Below are 20,014 nucleotides of genomic sequence, written 5' to 3' on the forward strand. Positions count from 1 at the left end.
CAATTTTTATATTTAGAAACGTGTTACAAGACCTATTGATACACGGCTGGTTGGAGGAGTTCTTGAGTTGTCAATTGCCATTCCGAAAACACCACCTGACATATTAACTTCTGGATCTTGACCTCTATAGTTTGTCCATGTGTATAAGTTATCAGCGGTGATGTAAGTTCTTATTTCATCCATTTTTAAAGCTTTTAGTAATTTTTTACTTAAAGTATAACTAAATGTAATAGAACGAAGACGAACAAATGAAGCATCTTCTACATAGCGATCAGATCCTAACCAGTTGTATCCTGCACCGAATATACCTCTAGGCATATTAGTTACATCTCCTGGATTACGCCATCTGGATAAAGTAGCAGTACTTTGATTTGCATATCCAGACATGTTGGTTGTGTACATATCTGTTCCATTAACTAAATCATAGTTCAAACGATAGTTAAAGAAAAGCAATAACCTAAATTGATTATTAAAGGTAATGGTTGGACCAAATCCTCCTGTTAGTTTTGGGTTACTATTCCCTAAATACACTACATCACGACTATCTATGTTACCATCTTTATTAATATCCTCATAGATTGCGTCTCCAGGTTGAAAAACATAATCTGTATTAGGAAAATTAAAACGCATGTAAACTGTTTGTCCATTTGGACCAGTTATAACATTTCCGTTACCATCTCTAGCTAAAGTTGCGTCTTTATCAACATAAACACCTTTGAAACGGTATCCGTAGAAAGATCCAAAAGGGTTGTCTTTTTGAAGGAAACGTTTGTACTGTCCATTTACATCTGTATTACCTTCCTCATTTTTAAAAAATGGTGAAATTTCACGAATCATATTTTCATTGCTCGCCATATTAAAGTTGAAATCTACTTTCCACTTATCTGTTTTTACAGGTGTTGTATTAAGAGCAATTTCCCATCCTTGATTTTCCATTGTACCCGCATTTTGATCTAACTTACTATATCCTGAAACTGTGGTTATATCAAGATTATTGAAAATCAAATCTTTAGTAGTATTTTGATAGACATCGATATCTAAACTAACGCGTTTTTTAAACAATTGAAGGTTGAAACCTAAATTTTTCCCTATTAATGTTTCCCAACGGAAGTTACTTAATTGAATATTTTGAGGATATACTCCATTTAGACCTAAATATTCAGTACCTGAATTAGCATAAACGTTGAAGAAACGGTAATCTGACCTTGGTGCTCTTCCTGATTGACCATAACTAAATCTGAAACTTAAGTCATCAATAAAAGTCAATTTCTTCATAAAAGGCTCCCCTGAAACCCTCCATCTACCTCCTGCAGAAGGGAAAAGTCCGTATCTGTTTTCTTGACCAAATCTTGAGTTTCCATCAGCACGCAAACCAACATTAACGATATAACGATCTAATAATCCATATTGTGCATTCAATAAACTACCTACAGTTCTGGTTTGACTACTATTGGTGTATAAATTCAATCCTGCATTTTGAGTTCTAGAAGGATTCGATGGATCAGTCAGCAACGAAGATGCTGTATTTGAGGTGATAACTTGATGAGACTCATAACGAGAATCATTTGATTGTAAAGACAAAAGTACGGATAAATCATGTTTTTCACCTAAATCTGGTGTGAAAATAAAATTGGTTTTAGTAGTTATATTAGCCTGATCTACATCTACATCCGAAGCACGATTTACTACTGTTTCAGTAATTGGACGACCTGTTGCGTTTTGTGGTAAGAAAGACTTGGCTTTTGTACTGTTAAAATCAAACAACAAATCAAATGTTGAGATCAATCTTTTTGGAATAATTTGCACATTCAAATTAAAGTGAGGAACAATTCTATTACCTACTTGGTTATTAGTTGCAAATTCAGCCATGGCTACAGGATTATATGTCCCTGGATATCCACCTTGAATATTTTGAGCTGGCGAGAAATAATTAGGAGTAAGTACTCCGGCTGCGTCAAATTCAAAAATACCCATATTAGGCATTTTACCATAAGAAACTGCTCTCAATAAATCTCTATCATTACCTGAAAAGTTATTTACATAATTACGATCTGTACTTGAGAAAGTATAAGCTATATCGGTTCTGAATTTAATACGGTCAGAAACTTCATAATCAAGATTCAAACGAGCACTTACACGCTCAAAACCAGTTCCAATTGTAACCCCTTTAGAGTTATAATACCCTACAGAAGTATAGTAACGAGCTCTTTGTCCACCACCTTGTAATGACAAGGTATGATCTCCAATTAAACCTACTTGAGAAATCGCTTTAGTCCAATCTGTATTATTGCTATAGTTTTTATAGAAATATACTTCTTGTGGATCGTATGAAAACTCTTTTACGAACAATGTATTCAAAGGAACACCATTTCTGTTCATAAATATTTCTGGTATCAAAGAGGAGTACTGATCCCCGTTAAGCATTGGAATTGGGTCTGGAATTTTAGAATAAGTACCTACAAAAGTATATCCAATTTTTGGTGCACTAACTCCTCCACGCTTGGTATTGATAATAATTACACCTCCTGCTGCTGCAGAACCCCACAAAGCGGTTGCTGAAGCATCTTTATCAATAGTAATGGTTTCAATATCCGAAGGAGCAATGTTTAACAAAGCCGCATACCCCTCGTCGTCTGCAGTACCAAAATTAAAATCGGCTGGAATAGATGTTTCATAAGGCATACCATCTACAACAATCAATGGAGTTGAAGTACCAGAAATAGAAGACGCTCCTCTAATTCTAATTTGCATTCCAGCTCCTGGATCACCACTTGAAGCGATGATATCAACACCTGCAATACGTCCTTGCAATTGTTCATCAATAGAAGCTGCTTGTGAATTAGCTAAATCAGCTGCTTTAATAGTCACCGAACTAGTCGTTTTATTTCTATCAGCAATATTTAGCAATCCATTTTCTACTCTTTTTTGACCTGTAATCTCAACAGCTTTCAAAGATTCGATAGTAGATACTAAAGCAATTTTAATATTAGTTTTACCATTAATAGCTACTACTTTGGATTTGTATCCAATGGTTGAAATTAATAATTTATTGTTTGGATTTTTTATCTGTATTGCAAAATTTCCATCTGCATCAGACATTACGCCTCCAACGGTACGGTTTTCAGCATCCTGTTCTACAACCGTTGCTGCTGGTATAGGCAAATTATCACCTGAATCGACAACCTGACCACGTACTATAGTGCCTTTTGCTGCTTGAGCAAAAGAGGGTAGCGCTGCCAAGAAAATTAAGGCAAATGAAAAACAGTAAAGTAAATTGTTTATTTTTTGTTTCATTTTATTCCGTATATAAAAGATAATTATCAACTAAATGGATCAAGGTTCTGTCTGCAAGATTATTACTTTGAGCAGGGATAAAGTTTGCCGATTTTTTGGCCGCATCAATAAAAGTCAGTACACCTTTATCACTTAAAACACCTACATATGTTTTTTCATCACGACTACTTTTTCTTAATGTCTCTATCTGACCTCCTAAAAGACCATCATCCGAAACCGTTTTAGTAACTAAAATATGGTAACGAATAAAATCCGCAACTAAATCTTGTTCTCCTAAAGTAGCTGGGGTAAAATTTGGCACACCTGTAGTACGATTTCCTGGCAAAACTCCATCTTTGACAGCCTGAACTATAGCAGCATTATTTGGTACTACAAACGTGTAAGAAGTTCCAAGATCAACTCCTGTTATCTTGTCTCCTGTAGCAGTGAAAATGTTAGAATTTTTCAAATAACTGTAGAAATTAAAAAATTGAGAGCCAGCTGGTGCTGCTAGATTCTTAAGATCTACCCCTGGCGACTCTTCACTAAATTCAAGCAATTTATCAATATAATAAGTACGACCGTTTTGTTGATCTTCAAAACCAAGAATATTAACCGTATTACCTAAAACTTCATTACCTGCAGCAAATACTTTATTATTGCTCCATTTAATATATTCACCAGGTAAATCTAAATCTCCAGTACGAATGATTCCTGATCCTGATAAATCATTCAACTCATTTTCTGGTGTAGGGACGATACAATTGTATAAAACGCGTAATAAACGTAATCTAGCATTAGCTCCAGAAATAGCTGCCCCATTTACTGGTGATGTATAATTCCATTCTGATCGAGCAACATTATAATCGTATCCAAGACCACGTAATACTTGATCTGATGGAAGAAATAAAGTATATTTATTATTAATATTACTTATAATTTCTCTATAAGAAGAACCATCGTTAAACAATCGAGTAGCCAAAGTGAATTTTGGATCTAAATAAGCTGAAGTATAGACACTATAAAACAAGTTAGATGCTTGTACTTTATTCGTTCCATAGAAAAATCCATTACTCAATACTTTAGCTTCTTTTACATCGGTTGCTAAATTAAATCTTAAATCTTCATCTAATCCATTGTTAAAAGAAATTAATTTAGAAGGCCAAACGGCACCAATTACCATGTGTGCTTTAAATAAATCCTGATAAACGTATTTTGGTAGTGTTTCTAGAGTAAAGTGTTTTAATAAAACTTCATTGATAAATTTTTGTAAAGAAGCATTATCAGGAGCAAACATAGTGTAAGCATCACTTTGCCCATCATTATCGGCTTGTTTTAAGAAATTCTCGTTATTTGGAGAAAAAGGCAAGGTAGCGTCATAATATTTAATAAATACCCTATCTGTTTTACCTGTAAAATTACGATACACATCTGTTGCTGCCTGAAGAAATTGATAATTAACCAAATTCTTTTGAAGCAATTCATTAAACAAACTATATTCAGTACTCACTTTTAAATGTTCATCAATACTTGGTAACGGAAGTGAAACTTGGCTCACTTCTTGAATAATTCCATTTTCGGCAACTATATTCGCTTCTTTTATAGATCCTTCAAATAAATTAAAATCAGTAAAAGTTGAATTTGGGTAGAAAAAATTATAATCACTCGCATTCAATGCTTGAGCTGCAAAATATTCTTTTTCAAAATAAGATAAATACTTATTATTATTGTCTGTAGTAATGTTTGAAGCACTAACTCCCCATGAATAGCCTCCATTTCTATTTGAATCTAGAAATACAATAGAAGTCCCATCAACTGTTACATTTTGAAATCCAACATAATAAGCAGTTCTCCTTCTAAAAGCTTGATCAACAACCCAGCCAGTGCCTGATTGATAATCTGAAAGCTGCTCGGTACGGAAAGCGTTATACACAAGAGCGTATTTTACAATTTTAGATGCAGTGATAGAATCTACCTTTGTAACATCAGAAATTCCTTTCTCTTGAAAAAACTTGGTAAATGCCTCGTCATTTGGAGCAAACATTGTCCAATAACCTGCTTTACTCAAAATGTCTTTGTAACCTGCTTTAGTAATTAATGCTGTCAGGTTTTTGAAATTACCACGCTCTTCCAATTGTTGGTAAATTGGATCTTCCAGATAACCTGGTCTTGCATAGTAATCATCAAACACGTCTTGGCTACAACTGGCTAAAAGAGCCAGAAATGGTAGGACAAATAAATAGTAGTGAATTTTTTTCTTCATTATAGATAACTTATAAAGTTGGTAACAAATATTTATACTTTTTTTAACGGTTATTATTCATTCTTTAACATTTCCAAATTTATGGGATAGTTATACTACCTCTATCCTGCTGTATCCTGTTTTTTTGTATTATATAAAAAAAAAACAAAAATTTTAAATTAATACCATAATCTATTAACGATTAATATTGCAATATAAAATTATTAGAGCTTAATAGCCTATATAAAAGTAAACATTTTTTTTAGAAAATCAGAACACAAAAAGTTAATTATATAAAAGCCAATTTTATAAATCACAATTTTATATTAAAAAAATAAAACATCAACTCATACAAAATACATCCTTTGTTATTATTGAAATATAGCATAAAAAAAACCGCCTCTAGTTCAGAGACGGTTCCTTTTAGACGACAACTCTTGTTTGTATATAACATGCTGAAAATGGTCTAACTCTGTTTGGGCAAAAGCCAAAATAATCGGTAACAAAGTCGAAGTTTGGAATGAAAAAATCAACAATTATACGGTAGTTCTTTATGCTTGGGACAATAATCCAGCGGCTGCTAATTTGTTTTCAAAAGACGGATTGCCAGTTACTCCTTTTGAGGTTAAAAAGAAATAATTTCAAGAAGTTCAATCAAACAAAAAAGGGTAAAACTAAAATTTAGTTTTACCCTTTTTGCATTAAAATAAAGATTATTGCTACCAGAATTTAGCGTACAATGCAAAAATAACCAACAACGTAATTACAATTAAAACGGTAGTTTGAGGTTTGATTTTGAACATTTCAGTATCCAATTCGAATGCTTTTGGATTCACTTTTGGCCCAGCAAAACTGATTACAATCATCAACAACATCGTGAAGAAGAATGACAATCCCATACAGATATGGAATGGTATTTCGAAACCACCTTTTCCGTTATTGTAAGCTGTGTATAACAATGTTTCGTTTCCGAATAATGCTGGTGCAAACTCGTTGAATAAAACTGACAATAGAAATCCAGCAATTACACCCACTATCGCAGCAGTTCCAGTTGTTCTTTTCCAGAACATACCTAAAATAAACATAGCAAATACTCCAGGACTAATAAAACCAGTATATTTTTGGATAAATGTAAATCCACCTTCACCACCAATACCTAGAGTATCGTTCCAAGTAAAGAAAACAGCCAAAAGCATAGAGGCAAAAATAGCGTATCTTCCGATGTTTACTTGTGTTTGATCACTAGCGTCTTTTTGAATGTATTTCTTGTGAACATCAAGCGTATAAATAGTGGAAATACTGTTTACTTTTCCAGCCAAAGAAGCCACAATAGCTGCCGTTAAAGCCGCCACAGAAAGCCCTTTTAAACCAGTTGGCAAGAACGTCAAGATTGCGGAATACGCTCCGTCTTTTCCACCCACTAATTGTGGCAAATGTCCGTTTTCGTATAAAACATAAGCAGCAATACCAGGAACCATTACGATAAGTGGCATCAATAATTTTAAGAATCCAGCAAATAAAATACCCGTTCTAGCGGTTTGCAAATCAGCACCCAAAGCTCTTTGAGTAATATATTGGTTACAACCCCAATAGTTCAGGTTAATAATCCAAATACCCGCCAAATATGACATCATTCCTGGGAAAGTAAGGTATTTATTAATATCATTTTGAGAAGAAGTAGCCGTTGGTTCTGGAATAATCATCTTGAAATGATCGGGTGCTTTCTCCATTAACACTTGGAAACCAGCGATAGCATCTTGACCTACACCAAAATATTCTCCAACAGTTGTCAACGCAATATATGTGGTAACCAAACCACCAATAATCAAAACTGCCACCTGAATTACATCGGTATAAGCCACTACTTTCATCCCTCCTAAAGAGATTAAAAGCGCAAAAACAGAAAGACCAATCATGATAACGTGCAAATATTCTCCACCCGCTAAACCATTAATAGCAACTGCTCCTAAATATAGAATAGAAGTTAAATTCACAAAAACATACAAAAACAACCAAAAAACAGCCATAATCAAAGCGGTAGATTCGTTGTAACGTGTTTTCAAGAATTGTGGCATCGTGTAAATCTTGTTTTTTAGATAAACAGGAATAAACCAGATTGCAATAATAATCAAGGCAATAGCAGCAATCCACTCATAAGCTGCAACGGCAACTCCCAAGAAGAATCCTTCTCCACTCATTCCGATAAATTGCTCTGCCGAAATATTAGAAGCAATCAAAGACGCTCCAATAGCCCACCAAGTCAGTGTTCCTTCTGCTAAAAAGTATGCTTTTGCATCGTTTTCGTTTTTTTCACGTTTACGATAAATGGTATATCCATAAACGGACACCACGATAAAATAGATAATAAATACTGCATAATCTGCAAATGCAAGGTTCTGGTTCATAAGTAATTCAGTTTTTTAGTAATTAATATAACAAAGAGTACAATTGAAATTTTTCATTCTTGAATAAGAAAACATTAGTCTAAAAAAATAGCAACACAACTCTAAAATTAACTTTAAAATGCAAGATGTGTTTTATTTCAATAGTTTTATTATGAAAAACGAAAGCCAAATGTAAAATAAAAAAATGTATTAACCTCGTTTACAAATGTATTTTTTACATTTATTATAAATTCAAAGGTTAATACATTTAAAAATAGTATTTCAACCATTACAAACTATCGCTGTTTGTAATGAATATCGGATTGATTTCTCAAGACTTCAGCACTTTTTTCGGGTGTAATATCTCTTTGGGATTCACCCATCATTTCATATCCAACCATAAATTTTTTCACAGTAGCCGAACGCAACAATGGCGGATAAAAGTGCATGTGAAAATGCCATTCCGGATGCAATTCACCATCCGTTGGCGATTGATGAATTCCTGACGAATACGGAAATGAAGTTTGAAAAACATTATCATATTTAGTGGTCAATTGTTTCAAAGTCAAAGCAAAATCAGTTACTTCTTCTTTTGTAAAATCAGTAATTCTAGCGATATTTCTTTTGCTAACAATCATGGTTTCAAAAGGCCAAATTGCCCAAAAGGGAACCAATGCCACAAAATGCTCGTTTTCGACCACAATACGCTCTCCTAATTTTATTTCTTCTTTCACATAATCTTGTAAAAGTGTTCTTCCGTGTTTTCCGAAATAGGCTTTCAAACTGATTTGGGTTTTCTCTACTTGGGTTGGCAATGAAGATTGCGCCCAAATTTGTCCGTGTGGATGCGGGTTGCTACAACCCATCACGCTTCCTTTATTCTCAAAAATCTGTACGTGATTGATGTAATCTACAGCACCTAAATCGGTATATTCTTTTTGCCAAGTTTCAATGATATTTTCAATTCCCGAAACCTCCATTTGTGGCAAAGTCAAATCGTGACGAGGCGAAAAACAAACCACCCTCGAAATACCTCTTTCTGGTTTTGCCTTGAAGAAAGTCTCTTTTATATCTTCTTCGAAAGTAATTTCTTCTTGTTTCAAAGCCGCAAAATCATTTTCGAAAACAAAAGCATTTTCATACTGTGGATTGATTTCTCCGTTAATACGAACATTGCCTGCACACAAATAACAAGTTGGGTCGTATTGTGGCAACTCATCAGTAACTACCGCTTCATTTTGCCCTTGCCAAGGACGTTTCGAACGGTGTGGTGAAACCAAAACCCATTCGTTGATTAAGGGATTAAAACGTCTGTGTGGATCTTCGTTTATGTCAAAATTTTTCATTTCTTAAGCAGTATAAAGTGATGTTCCGTTTGAGATTTTAACATCATAAATTTTTAATTCTATTCCAAAAGTATCAAAATAAAGGCCCGCAAGCTGCGATTTGATACGCTCTTCTTCGCCTTTTTTAATCAAGTTGATAGTACAACCGCCAAAACCGCCACCCATTAATCGAGCACCCACTACGGCTTCTTCTTTTTTCAAAGTATCGACAATCATGTCCAATTCAGCACAACTTACTTCATAGTCTTTCGATAATCCTTCGTGCGTTTCGAACATTAGTTTTCCCAAAGCTGGAATATCACCATTGTCTAAAGCTTCGCAAGCCAAAGCCACACGCTTGATTTCTTTCACTGCAAAAAGGCTTCTTTTAAAAACGTCTTTGCTCATTTTGTCCTTCAAGCTAATTACTTGATTTTCGGTGCAATCTCTAAAACTAGTGATTTTTGGAAAATTCTTTTTTATAGTAGCAATTCCTTCTTCGCATTGTTGTCTTCTCTCGTTATAAGCCGATGTCATCAAGGAGTGTTTCACATTCGAATCGAATAAAATCAAAGAATAATCCGTGAAATTAGCATCGTGATAGGTGTATTCTAATGTGCGGCAATCAATTTTTATCACTTTATCTTCCTTCCCCATCACACTCGAAAACTGATCCATAATTCCGCAATTAATACCTACCCAATGTTCAGCACTTTGACCCATTAAAGCAATATCAACTGGTTTTATGTTCAAATCAAAAAGTTCATTCATTCCGAACAAAAACCCACATTCCAAAGCTGCCGAAGAAGACAATCCAGAACCGGTAGGGATGTTACTACTGAAAACACAATTCACACCTTCGAACTCAAATCCTTTTAATTTCAATTGATGAATAACTCCACGAATGTAATTCGTCCAAACATTATCGGTCAATTCCATCGAACTATTCATCTCAATTTCAAAAGAATCGTCTAAATCGATTGCAATTATTTTCGAAGTATTGCTATTACTTTTTTCGAAAGCAAAACAAATAATTTTGTCAATTGCTGCTGGCAAAACATAACCATCGTTGTAATCGATATGCTCGCCAATGATGTTAATTCTTCCCGGAGAAAGCACTACTCTTTCGGGCTTTGAACCAAAAGTCTTTTCGAAGAAGTCAGTCGTTTTTTGTATTAAAATAGCATTCATGGTTGTTGGTATTAAGCTGTTTTTTATTAAAAATTTAAAATCAGTGAACCAAAAATAATTCAATCGTTGTAAATTACATACCAGTACCCACCAGTTTTTTAGTATCTTGCCAAAAATTAGTGTTTTCTCATGAAAATTATCCAAATCCAAAACAATCAAGGCATTCCTAAATACAAACAAATCATTTCTTCTATTGAAAAAACCATAGAAGAAGGTTTGTTAAAAAAAGACGAGAGATTGCCCTCTATCAACAAAGTTTGCTTGGAACATTCGTTGTCCCGCGATACCGTTTTGCAAGCCTATGAAGATCTCAAAAAAAGAGGAATTATCTATGCTATTTTAGGCAAAGGCTATTACGTAAAAAGCACTGAAATCAGCATCAAGCAAAGGATTTTTCTACTTTTCGAAGAGCTGAATATTTTCAAAGAAGACCTCTACAATTCGTTCCTAAAAAACATTGGAAAAGACGTAGAAGTGGATATTTTTTTCCATCATTTTAATCTGAAAGTTTTTCAAAAACTGATTAACGACAGTAATGGAAATTACACCAAATACATCATCATGCCAGCTAATTTGGTTGGCACTGCCGCTATTGTTAAAACCCTACCAGTAAATGAGGTTTATATTCTGGATCAAACTAATCCGGAATTGAAATCTTTTCCTGCCGTGTATCAAAATCACTTAACGGATATTTACAATGGTTTGCAAAAAGGAAAATCCAGACTCAACAAATACCAAAAATTAATCCTGATTTTTCCAGGTTCGAAAGAGCCGCTGGGAATGAAAATGGGTTTCGAAAGTTTTTGCCAAGATTTTGCTTTCGAACACGAAATCATCACCGAATTCAACACTAGAGAAATCAAAAAAGGCGAAGTTTATATTATTCCGAACGACCGAGATTTGGTTCAGGTTATCGAAAAAGCAAAACTCCAAAACTTAAAACTAGGGAGCGATTTTGGCATTATTTCCTATAACGAAACGCCTTTAAAAAAAATTGTCGAAAACGGAATTACCACCATTTCAACGAATTTTGAAGACATGGGAAAAATTCTAGCCCAAATGATCCTGAAAGGAAAAAACGAACAAATAGAAAACAAAAGTAATTTGATTATTCGAAATTCTTTATGAGGATTTCGATATTTGTAATTTTGTTTTATTTATCGAAATTATTAATATATTTGCAATAGATTATAAGCCAATGAGAATAGTAACTTTTACCAAAATTAAAGACTTTACAGAAAAACATTCCAGTTCGGATGTTGCTTTGAGAGATTGGTATTTTAAAACCAAAAGAAGTGAATGGAATACTTTAATGGATATTAAACAAACTTTCAACTCTGTTGATTACATTGGCAATAATCGATATGTTTTCAACATCAAAGGCAATGATTATCGACTTGTTGCCATTATTATTTTTGCTTCCAGCAAAGTATATATTCGGTTTATTGGAACCCATGCAGAATATGACAAAATAGACTGTTCAAACATTTAGAAACTATGAGAACAATAGAAACAAAAAAAGAATACACCGCTATAATCAACCGTATCGAGGAATTATTAATCCTCGTAGATAACACCACGCCTACTACCGATAAAAACTTCATCGAATTGGATTTGCTTTCTGACTTAGTTGCTGATTATGAAGAAGTAAGCGACCCCATAAAAGCGCCAACACTTGTAGAAGCTATGAAATTGCGTATGTATGAACGAGGTTTAAATCAAAAACGGCTGTCGGAATTACTAGGTGTTAGCACTTCAAGAGTCAGTGAATATTTAACTGGCAAAAGTGAACCGCCGCTAAAAATAGCAAGAGAAATTAGCCAAAAACTAGATATTGACCCTATGATTGTTTTGGGTATTTGATTTAAAGATCTCTATGCAAAAAACTACAACCCTAAAAAAGTTGTAGTTTTTTGTTTGCTCAACTTTATGTGAACATAATGTAATTATACCTAATCATAAGTGGAAATTAATTCATATTCGATCGATTGGGTCTTTTCTGCGAATTAAAAATTTCGTTGAATAAGTTATTACAATCTGTTTGAACATTAATATCTAAATCATTATCCTTCGTAAAACCGAAAGTTACACCATCTGAATTAGTAATTATAAGATAATGATTATGTAATCGATCGTTTTTATCGAAACTAATCTTTGACACGCGATTTTCAAAATATTTAGAATTTTTCTGCTCAATATTAAGAAGTTCTGCTTTAAATTGATCTAATTTATGAGCTGCTTCATTACCAAAGAACAGCTCGTTCAAATTTTCTTTCATTACGTTATATTTAAATAATTAATAATAACAAATATAGAAAATTACAATCAAAAAAAAATAATTCATAGTTTTTACTTATAAACATTTTATTAACTATTTGCAACAGTAATTAAAAAGCTTGTATGAAACTAATTCATGAAAACACCAAACCATTAACTCTTCTTAAAAACCGACAGTTCGGATATATTAAATATTGCTTCTATGGTTAGCACAGAATTAAATTCTATACTACTCCAAAAGACGCCAAAACAAATCTGAAGAAATTACTTTCGTATAATAAACTAAATCCTAAAAAATTAAAAACAACCAAAACCCCTCAATAATTCGAAATTATTTACAAAATAATACAACGCACCATTTTATAACAATAAACTAAAGAACTAAATGATTTGTTTTGAAAAAAATGTCTATTTTTGGCACTGTTTTTTTTGCATCAAATTTTGTGATGCAATACAATCACAATCAATTAGCTACCAAATAAAATTCACTACACTATAATCACACTTTACAAGCATACTTAATTTTTACACTTTAAACATGAATCAAAAAATTGACAATTTAGCCGCAGATAACATAAGAGCATTAGCCATTTCGATGGTAGAAAAGGCAAATTCAGGACATCCTGGAGGCGCTATGGGAGGTGCTGATTTCTTGCACATTCTATACACCGAATATTTGAATTTTGACCCAACTGAAATGGATTGGCCATTTAGAGATCGTTTCTTTATGGATGCGGGTCACTTATCGGCTTTGATGTATGCGCAATACAATTTATTAGGAAATTATAAAAAAGAAGATCTTCAAAGTTTCAGACAATGGGGTTCAATCACGCCAGGCCACCCTGAAGTAGATGTGTTAAGAGGAATCGAAAACACTTCTGGACCATTAGGACAAGGTCACGCTATGGGAGCTGGAGCTGCTATTGCTGCGAAATTCCTTGACGCTAGATTCAACGGTCTTTTCGAACACAAAATCTACGGTTTTATCACGGATGGTGGTGTTCAGGAAGAAATCTCTCAAGGTGTGGGTCGTATTGCAGGACATTTAGGTTTGAACAACTTTATCATGTTTTATGATTCGAATGATGTGCAACTTTCTTCTATGACAGACGAAGTGACATCAGAAGATACGGCTATGAAATACGAAGCTTGGGGATGGAAAGTAATCACTATTGATGGTCACGATCACGAGCAAATTCGTAAAGCGTTGAACGATGCGAATGCTGAAACTGAAAAACCAACCTTAATTATTGGTAAAACCATTATGGGTAAAGGTTGCGTTCTTGCAGATGGGTCTATGTATGAAGGAGAATGCGAATTGCACGGAAAACCAATTGGTGATACCAAAGCAGATTTCACAAAAACTTTAATCAATTTAGGAGCAAATCCTGAAAGTTCTTTCGATATTTTCCCAGAAGTTCAAGCACACTACACATCAGTTTTAGCTAAAAAAACGGCTGCTGCTGCTGAACAAAAAGCAAAAATTGCTGCATGGAAAACGGCTAACCCAGCATTGGCATCCAAAATGGATTCGTTCCTTTCTGGTGTACTTCCTGATTTAGATTTGAGTCAAGTAGTTCAAAAAGCAAATGTAGCTACGAGAGAAGCTTCATCAGCTGTATTGGGTTATTTAGCAGAAAATTTAGAAAACGTAATCGTTTCTTCTGCCGATTTATCGAACAGTGATAAAACAGATGGTTTCTTGAAAAAATCTTCTGTATTGCAAAAAAATGATTTCAGCGGAGCTTTCTTGCAAGCTGGAGTGGCTGAATTAACAATGACGGCTATTGCCAACGGAATTGCTCTTCACGGAGGTGTTGTGGCTGTAGTAGCGACTTTCTTTGTGTTTTCTGATTATATGAAACCAGCGATTCGTTTGGCTGCTATTCAGGAATTGCCTGTAAAATATGTCTTGACTCACGATTCATTCAGAGTTGGAGAAGATGGACCAACCCACCAACCAATTGAGCAAGAAGCGCAAATGCGTTTGATGGAAAAAGTAAAAAATCACTCGGGAAATCCAAGTTTATTAGCACTTCGTCCTGCTGATGCTATCGAAACTTCAGTAGCTTGGGATATGGCGTTGAAAAACACTAAAACACCAACTGCTTTGATTCTTTCTAGACAAAACATCAAAGACATTCCTGCTGTATCATCTAGATATGAGGAAGCAACAGCAGCTAAAAAAGGTGGTTATTTAGTAAAATCGACTCCAAATGCTGATATTACTTTATTCGCAAATGGATCGGAAGTTTCTACATTATTAGGCGCTGCTGAAATTTTAGAAAACGAAAACAATCTAAAAGTAAACGTAGCCTCTATCATTTCTGAAGGATTGTTCAAATTACAGTCAAAAGAGTACCAAGGAAGCATCATCCCTAAAGGAAAATTAGTTTTCGGTCTTACGGCTGGACTTCCTGTAAACTTGGAAGGATTGATTGGCGATAGCGGAAAAGTAGTTGGATTAGACCATTTTGGTTATTCAGCTCCAGCTAGTGTGTTGGATCAAAAATTCGGATTCAACCCTGAAAGTGCTGCTAAAGAAATCTTGAAATATATTGCAGAAAGTAAATAATACTGCTTTTCATATTAAAGCAAAACCCGTAGTAAAAATTATTTACTACGGGTTTTTTTTTATAACTTTCAAAAAAAGAAGCGAAATTTTACAAATTCAAAACAAAGTCATTCAATAATTTGGCATCGTATTTTTCTTTGTCAAACGTATAAAGATAAGAGCCTTTACGGGAGGATTGCATGTCTTTTTCATCCAACTTAATCAAAATGTCTAGAGAATTGATTTTGCTAATAAAATTTCGTTTGTCCAATTCTTTACTCAAAATAGATTCATACAATTCCAATAGTTGGCGCATCGTAAATTTCTCCGGCAAAAGCTCAAATCCAACTGGTTTTATTGAGGTTCTGTAACGCAATCGTCGAATCGCATGACGCAACATAGTATCATGGTCAAAAATCAATTTAGGTGCATCGGCAACACTAAACCATTGCGGTTCGTGATTTTGAATCAATTCGGCATTGTGATTTTCTATATTAATCAAAGCATAATAGGCAACCGAAATTGTTCGTTCTACAGGATCACGATCTACTTCGCTATAGGTATGCAATTGCTCCATATATACATCATGAAGACCCGTATAACTTTCTAGAATTCTGGTGGCGGCAATGTCTAGCTTTTCTTCTTTTTTAAGAAAACCACCTATCAAAGACCACTTCCCTTTTTCGGGTTCAAAATCCCTTTTGATTAAGAGTATCTTTAATCCTTCGTGGTCAAAACCAAAAATGATACAATCCACAGCTAACAAGACTTTGTCAGCTGTACTATAACTATTTAACATCTTTAAATTTATTTTTTTCAGGGTAAATATAACAACTTCCCTATAGGTTTCATAATTTATTAATGTCAATATCACACTTAAACTAAAAAAGACTTGTAAATTCAACTAAATTTTGAACTTCAAAAACCTCTTCTATCGCCTCTAAATTTTCATATAAATCCCAGTATCAAAATCAATACACCTTTAAATTATTTATTTTTTGAATGTATTTTTAACACTTTAATTTCTTTTTGCAGATTTTTTTATTAATTTTACAAATGTAAAACACACACTTATACACTATCCAAATGAAAAAAACCACTTTTTTTTTACTTCTTTTAACTTTTTGTAGCCAAATCAGTATTGCTCAAAAAGAAGCGACAGTAATCACTATTAAGAATACTGAAAACACAACAATAATCAACAAAAACATTTACGGTCATTTTGCCGAACATTTAGGCAAGTGTATCTATGGTGGTTTTTTTGTGGGTGACACCTCAAAAATACCTAATACAGCAGGAGTTCGAAACGATGTTGTAGCTGCATTAAAAGACTTAAAAATCCCTAACTTACGCTGGCCAGGTGGTTGCTTTGCCGATACGTATCACTGGAAAGATGGTATTGGACCAAAAGAACAACGTCCAACAATTGTAAATCAATGGTGGGGTGGCGTTACAGAAGACAATAGTTTTGGAACCCACGACTTTTTGAATATGTGCGAACTGATAGGAACTGAACCTTATTTGGCTGGAAACTTAGCAACTGGTACCGTTCAAGAAATGGCAGACTGGGTACAATACGTAAACTTTGCAGGCAAAAGTCCAATGAGTGATTTGCGCGTGAAAAACGGTAGAAAAGAACCATGGAAAGTAAAAATATGGGGCGTTGGCAACGAGGCTTGGGGTTGTGGTGGTAACATGACACCTGATTATTATGCTGGTGAATATAGAAAATACGCCACCTTTATGTCTGATTGGACTAACTCTGGTGGTTTGATGCGTGTGGCTTCAGGAGCAAACAGTGGTGATTACAACTGGACAGAAACGATAATGAAAAACATTCCAGGCAACATGCTGGGCGGTGTAGCTTTACATCATTATTCTGTAATTGATTGGAACAAAAAAGGAGATGCTGTCGATTTTGCTGAAGATATTTATTTCAGAACGATGACCGAAGCCTTAAAAATGGAAGAATTGGTTACCAAACATTCTGCCATTATGGACAAATACGATCCGAAGAAAAAAATTGCCTTGGTAGTCGATGAATGGGGCGGTTGGTACGAAGTAGAAAAAGGCAGTAATCCTGGCTTTTTATACCAACAAAACACCATGAGAGACGCCGTATTGGCAGGAACAACCCTGAATATTTTTAACAATCATGCCGAGAGAGTTCGTATGGCGAATTTGGCTCAATGCGTCAATGTATTACAAGCGGTAATCCTTACTGATAAAACAAAAATGTTGCTAACACCGACTTATCACATCATGAAAATGTATGCTGTACACCAAGATGCTAAACTGATACCTTTATCATTCGAATCCCCATCATACACATTCAATGACAAAACCTTACCAGCCATAAACGTTTCGGCTTCCAAAGATGCTAAAGGTTTAACACACATTTCATTGGTAAATATTGATTCTAAAAAAGAAAACAAAATAGAAATTGACCTCAATGCACTTGGAATAAAAACCATAACTGGAACCATCCTAAAATCATCCAAATTGCAAGACCATAATACATTTGAAAATCCAACAAAAATTCAACCAACTGTTTTTAAAGGATTCGAAATCAAAAAAGGAAAACTAGAAATCGTAATTCCTCCTTTCTCTGTTATAACATTAGAAGGGAAATAATTTATATAAATGTTTTAGTTAGTTAGAAAAATGCTCTTCCTCCTATTAGGAAGAGCATTTTATCAAATAAGGAGATTCAAAAACCTAAAATCCATGAAAAACACACTCATTACCCTATCGCTTTTAACCCTCATTACGTCTTGTAAAACCATAAAATCGGATAAAGTTTCGGCTTCCGCCAATGGTGGAAATACAACATTGACTATCAACAATCCTATCATCAAAGACAAATACACTGCTGATCCAGCCGCATTGGTTTACAAAGACAAAGTCTATCTTTATGCAGGACATGACCAAGCTCCAGATGATGTCAACTCCTATCGAATGCACGAATGGTTGCTTTATTCCTCTTCGGACATGGTAAACTGGCAAGAACATCCTGTGCCTTTGAAACCAGCTGATTTTACTTGGGCAAAAGGCGACGCTTGGGCATCGCAAGTAATTGAACGCAACGGAAAATTCTATTGGTATGTTACCGTTTCACACGGAACCATTCACGGAAAATCTATAGGAATTGCTGTTTCAGACAGTCCAACTGGTCCTTTCAAAGATGCTCTAGGAAAAGCACTAATTACCAATGACATGACCACCAAAACCAAAATCAGTTGGGACGATATTGATCCAACTGTAATGATTGACGATGATGGTCAAGCCTATTTATTTTGGGGAAACACGGTTTGCAATTACGTGAAACTAAAAGAAAATATGATTGAATTTGATGGACCAATCCAAACCATTGACTTGCCTAATTTTACCGAAGCACCTTGGATTCACAAACGCAAGGATTGGTATTATTTGTCTTATGCCTACCAATTTCCAGAAAAAATCGCTTATGCTATGAGTAAATCCATCAATGGCCCTTGGGAATACAAAGGAATTTTGAATGAAGTAGCTGGGAATTCAAACACGAATCATCAGGCAATTATTGAATTTAAAGGGAAAGATTATTTTATTTACCACAACGGAAGCATTCCAACTCACGGAGGCAGTTTCAGAAGATCGGTTTGTGTTGATAGACTCTATTACAATCCCGATGGAACAATGAAAAGAGTAATTATGACTTCAGAAGGAATAACAAAGTAGGCAATATTTAGATTTCAGTATTCAGTTTTCAAAACATACCTTATCTAGTTAAAAAGTAAAAAATGAAATTATACAAATACACCCAAAAGCCATTCCTTTTTCTAGCACTATTGATATGCTGTTTTTCGTCGGCGCAAGATATTTCCGTTCATGATCCTGTGATGATTAAGCAAAAAGACACTTATTATCTGTACTGCACCGGAAGAGGCATTAGCGTTTTTAGTTCCAAAGATTTAAAAAACTGGACGAAAGAACCAGCCATATTTCCAGAAAAACCGGTTTGGGCTGATGCTGTTGCTGCTGATTTCAAAAATCATATTTGGGCACCTGATATTTCTTTCCACAACAACACCTATTATTTGTATTATTCGGTTTCGGCTTTTGCCAAAAATACTTCGGCAATTGGCGTTACAACCAATACTACTTTAGACCCAAAAGACCCTGCTTACAAATGGGTCGATCAAGGAATTGTGATTCAATCCATTCCCAATCGTGATCTTTGGAACGCCATTGATCCCAACTTGACTTTCGACGAAAATAATACACCATGGCTGGCTTTCGGTTCTTTTTGGGAAGGATTGAAAATGGTCAAATTGAATCCAGATTTAAAATCAATTGCACAACCGCAAGAATGGCATACGATTGCCAAACGCAAAAGAACTTTCGAATTAGCCGACAGTAATCCTGGAGATGGTGCTCTTGAAGCTCCTTTCATTTTCAAAAAGAACGACTATTATTACCAATTTCTTTCTTGGGATTTGTGTTGCCGTGGCGAAAAAAGTACTTATAAAGTAGTGGTTGGAAGATCAAAAACTATAGCAGGTCCTTATGTTGACAAAGACGGAAAATCCTTGAATGAAGGTGGCGGAACTTTATTGATTCAAGGAAATGAAAATTGGTTTGGGGCTGGACACAACAGCACTTACACTTTTGACGGAAAAGATTACATCATCTACCATGCCTATGATGCCAAACAAAATGGAAAACCAATGCTACAAATAAAACAATTGCAATGGGATGCTAATTTATGGCCAATACTATAAATATATTT

The 20,014-nt window shown here is 34.6% G+C and carries 14 protein-coding genes; 7 read left to right on the top strand and 7 right to left on the bottom strand.

The window, feature by feature from the left end; genetic code table 11:
• Positions 1-12: 12 nt before the first annotated feature.
• The 5 genes from OZP15_RS00205 to galK form a co-directional block, all read right to left on the bottom strand.
• On the bottom strand, positions 13-3,294 hold the full coding sequence (locus OZP15_RS00205; RefSeq protein ID WP_281336668.1) for a SusC/RagA family TonB-linked outer membrane protein: 3,282 nt from the start codon (positions 3,292-3,294) through the stop codon (positions 13-15).
• 1 nt (position 3,295) lies between these two features.
• On the bottom strand, positions 3,296-5,536 hold the full coding sequence (locus tag OZP15_RS00210) for a fasciclin domain-containing protein (protein WP_269226502.1): 2,241 nt from the start codon (positions 5,534-5,536) through the stop codon (positions 3,296-3,298).
• A 698-nt stretch (positions 5,537-6,234) separates the two neighbouring features.
• The gene (locus OZP15_RS00215; RefSeq protein WP_281336669.1) at positions 6,235-7,920 is read right to left on the bottom strand and encodes a sodium/sugar symporter; all 1,686 of its coding nucleotides are present in this window, start codon (positions 7,918-7,920) and stop codon (positions 6,235-6,237) included.
• 275 nt (positions 7,921-8,195) lie between these two features.
• On the bottom strand, positions 8,196-9,245 hold the full coding sequence (locus OZP15_RS00220; protein WP_269226504.1) for a UDP-glucose--hexose-1-phosphate uridylyltransferase: 1,050 nt from the start codon (positions 9,243-9,245) through the stop codon (positions 8,196-8,198).
• A 3-nt stretch (positions 9,246-9,248) separates the two neighbouring features.
• Positions 9,249-10,415 carry a galactokinase gene (gene galK / locus OZP15_RS00225; protein ID WP_281336670.1) on the bottom strand — a complete coding sequence of 389 codons (1,167 nt, stop codon included), beginning with the start codon at positions 10,413-10,415 and terminating at the stop codon, positions 9,249-9,251.
• A 129-nt stretch (positions 10,416-10,544) separates the two neighbouring features.
• On the opposite strand from galK, the gene OZP15_RS00230 reads away from it, so the two are divergent.
• The 3 genes from OZP15_RS00230 to OZP15_RS00240 all read left to right on the top strand — a co-directional run bounded on the left by OZP15_RS00230 (position 10,545) and on the right by OZP15_RS00240 (position 12,278).
• A complete protein-coding gene (locus OZP15_RS00230; protein WP_281336671.1) occupies positions 10,545-11,543 on the top strand; it encodes a GntR family transcriptional regulator in 999 nt (332 codons plus the stop codon).
• Between the two features lie 70 nt (positions 11,544-11,613).
• Entirely contained in the window at positions 11,614-11,907 is a 294-nt protein-coding gene (locus OZP15_RS00235) for a type II toxin-antitoxin system HigB family toxin (RefSeq protein WP_269226505.1), read from the top strand.
• A gap of 5 nt (positions 11,908-11,912) precedes the next feature.
• Positions 11,913-12,278 carry a helix-turn-helix domain-containing protein gene (locus tag OZP15_RS00240; protein ID WP_269226506.1) on the top strand — a complete coding sequence of 122 codons (366 nt, stop codon included), beginning with the start codon at positions 11,913-11,915 and terminating at the stop codon, positions 12,276-12,278.
• Between the two features lie 106 nt (positions 12,279-12,384).
• On the opposite strand, the gene OZP15_RS00245 is transcribed toward OZP15_RS00240, so the two are convergent.
• On the bottom strand, positions 12,385-12,693 hold the full coding sequence (locus OZP15_RS00245; RefSeq protein WP_269226507.1) for a hypothetical protein: 309 nt from the start codon (positions 12,691-12,693) through the stop codon (positions 12,385-12,387).
• A 537-nt stretch (positions 12,694-13,230) separates the two neighbouring features.
• Between OZP15_RS00245 and OZP15_RS00250 the strand changes: the two genes are divergently transcribed.
• Positions 13,231-15,267, top strand: coding sequence for a transketolase family protein (locus OZP15_RS00250; protein ID WP_269226508.1), 2,037 nt, complete (start codon positions 13,231-13,233; stop codon positions 15,265-15,267).
• 88 nt (positions 15,268-15,355) lie between these two features.
• Here OZP15_RS00250 and OZP15_RS00255 read toward each other — a convergent pair whose 3' ends face one another.
• Entirely contained in the window at positions 15,356-16,045 is a 690-nt protein-coding gene (locus OZP15_RS00255) for an NUDIX hydrolase (RefSeq protein ID WP_269226509.1), read from the bottom strand.
• 287 nt (positions 16,046-16,332) lie between these two features.
• On the opposite strand from OZP15_RS00255, the gene OZP15_RS00260 reads away from it, so the two are divergent.
• The 3 genes from OZP15_RS00260 to OZP15_RS00270 all read left to right on the top strand — a co-directional run bounded on the left by OZP15_RS00260 (position 16,333) and on the right by OZP15_RS00270 (position 20,006).
• Positions 16,333-17,880, top strand: a complete 1,548-nt coding sequence (locus OZP15_RS00260) for an alpha-N-arabinofuranosidase (RefSeq protein WP_281336672.1) — start codon at positions 16,333-16,335, stop codon at positions 17,878-17,880.
• Between the two features lie 93 nt (positions 17,881-17,973).
• Positions 17,974-18,963 carry a glycoside hydrolase family 43 protein gene (locus OZP15_RS00265; RefSeq protein ID WP_281336673.1) on the top strand — a complete coding sequence of 330 codons (990 nt, stop codon included), beginning with the start codon at positions 17,974-17,976 and terminating at the stop codon, positions 18,961-18,963.
• A gap of 62 nt (positions 18,964-19,025) precedes the next feature.
• Complete coding sequence (locus tag OZP15_RS00270) at positions 19,026-20,006, top strand: arabinan endo-1,5-alpha-L-arabinosidase (RefSeq protein ID WP_281336674.1); 981 nt, start codon at positions 19,026-19,028, stop codon at positions 20,004-20,006.
• The last annotated feature ends 8 nt before the right edge of the window (positions 20,007-20,014 follow it).

The sequence above is a fragment of the Flavobacterium eburneipallidum genome, from assembly GCF_027111355.2.
GTDB lineage: Bacteria > Bacteroidota > Bacteroidia > Flavobacteriales > Flavobacteriaceae > Flavobacterium > Flavobacterium eburneipallidum.